Origin of the sequence: Pseudomonas sp. UBA6315, from assembly GCF_002438125.1 — a bacterium.
In the GTDB taxonomy this organism is placed as follows: Bacteria; Pseudomonadota; Gammaproteobacteria; order Pseudomonadales; family Pseudomonadaceae; genus Aquipseudomonas; species Aquipseudomonas faucium.
In genome coordinates this window covers 8,977-10,598 of record NZ_DJTF01000142.1, presented here as the reverse complement: position 1 = coordinate 10,598, position 1,622 = coordinate 8,977, and the positions used below count along the sequence as shown (strand labels likewise).

Sequence of the window (1,622 nt, the reverse complement as noted above, 5' to 3'; positions counted from 1 at the left end):
ATGTTGCCGCAGACCTTGCAGATGATCGTCGACGGTGAGCACCCCAAGGGCGATGTGTTCGCCGTGGCGCGCATCGCCGGCATCCAGGCGGCGAAGAAGACCAGCGACCTGATCCCGTTGTGCCACCCGCTGATGCTGACCAGCGTCAAGGTCGAGCTCAGCGCCGAAGGCGCCGATGCCGTGCGCATCGTCGCGCGCTGCAAGCTGGCCGGGCAGACCGGCGTGGAAATGGAAGCACTGACCGCCGCCAGCGTCGCCGCGCTGACGATCTACGACATGTGCAAGGCCGTGGACAAGGGCATGGTCATCGAGCAGGTGCGCCTTTTGGAGAAGCTTGGCGGCAAGAGCGGCCACTACAAGGTGGAGGCGTGATGAAGGTCAAGGTGATGTATTTCGCCCGCTATCGCGAATTGCTGGGCCTCGATGCCGAGCACCTGGCGGGTGATTTCAAGGTGCTCGACGATGTGCGCCAGGCGCTGGTGGCCAAGGGTGGGGAGTATCAGGTGCTGGCCGAGCAGAACCTGATGTGCGCGCGCAACGAAGAGCTGTGCAGGCTCGACGAGCCGCTGGAAGAGGGCGACGAGGTGGCGTTCTTCCCACCGGTGACCGGAGGCTGATGATGGCGGTGCGAGTACAGCAAGCGGCCTTTGACCCGGGGCACGAGGTCAATGCCATGCATGCCGCCAACGTCGGTGTGGGGGCCGTGGTCGGGTTTGTGGGCTATGTGCGTGATTTCAACGACGGCCTCGATGTGGCGGGCATGTTTCTCGAACACTACCCAGGCATGACCGAGAAGGCCCTGGCCAAGATCGTGGTCGAGGCCGAGCAGCGTTGGCCGTTGCTCAAGGTCGAGGTGCTGCACCGGATCGGGGCGCTGGAGCCGGGCGAGCCGATCGTTTTCGTCGGGGTGGCCAGTGCCCATCGGCAGGCGGCGTTCGAGGCCTGCAACTTCATCATGGACTACCTGAAGACGCGGGCGCCGTTCTGGAAGAAAGAGAGTACCCAGGAGGGGCCCAGGTGGGTGGAAGGGAAGCAGAGTGACCAGGATGCGGCGGGGCGCTGGTAGCTTGACTGTGGATGGCCGGGGCGTTGCCCCGGATCGCCGGCGAGCCGGCTCCCACAGGTGGCGATTGGGCTGCAGCGCAGCCCCAGCCTCAATGATGCTTGCGCGGCACCGGCTTCAATAGCTCGTCCGGCGGCATCTCGCACTTGATCTTGCGGCCCAGCAGTTCTTCGATTGCCGGCAACTGGTAGGAATCATCCTCACCGGCAAAGCTGATCGACACGCCGCTGCTGCCCGCCCGGCCGGTACGGCCAATGCGGTGCACGTAGTCATCCGGGTCTTCCGGCAGGGTGAAGTTGATCACGTGGCTGATGCCGTCGATGTGGATCCCGCGCCCAGCCACATCGGTGGCCACCAGCACGGTGATACGGCCTTCACGGAAGTTTTCCAGGGTGCGGATGCGCTTGTGCTGCGGCACGTCGCCCGACAGCTGCGCGGCGTTGATGCCATCGCGCACCAGCTTCTCTTCGATGCGCCGCACCTCGTCCTTGCGGTTGGCAAAGACCATGACCCGTTCCCACTTGTTCTGCGTCACCAGGTTGTACAGCAGCTTGTACTT

At 64.3% G+C, this 1,622-nt stretch carries 4 protein-coding genes; 3 read left to right on the top strand and 1 reads right to left on the bottom strand.

The genetic code is table 11. The features are described from left to right. From moaC to moaE, 3 genes are all read left to right on the top strand, one after another. Positions 1-372: cyclic pyranopterin monophosphate synthase MoaC (gene moaC, locus B3E94_RS16865; protein WP_286914407.1), on the top strand; the 372-nt coding region annotated here is incomplete at its 5' end. Further along, positions 372-617 (top strand): MoaD/ThiS family protein, encoded by a 246-nt coding sequence (locus B3E94_RS16860; protein WP_286914405.1) that lies wholly within the window; start codon positions 372-374, stop codon positions 615-617. The genes moaC and B3E94_RS16860, both read left to right, overlap by 1 nt. 2 nt (positions 618-619) lie before the next feature. Further along, positions 620-1,066, top strand: coding sequence for a molybdopterin synthase catalytic subunit MoaE (moaE, locus tag B3E94_RS16855; RefSeq protein WP_176512317.1), 447 nt, complete (start codon positions 620-622; stop codon positions 1,064-1,066). Between the two features lie 88 nt (positions 1,067-1,154). On the opposite strand, the gene B3E94_RS16850 is transcribed toward moaE, so the two are convergent. Beyond that, the coding region (locus B3E94_RS16850; RefSeq protein WP_286914404.1) for a helicase-related protein at positions 1,155-1,622 on the bottom strand (468 nt) is incomplete at its 5' end.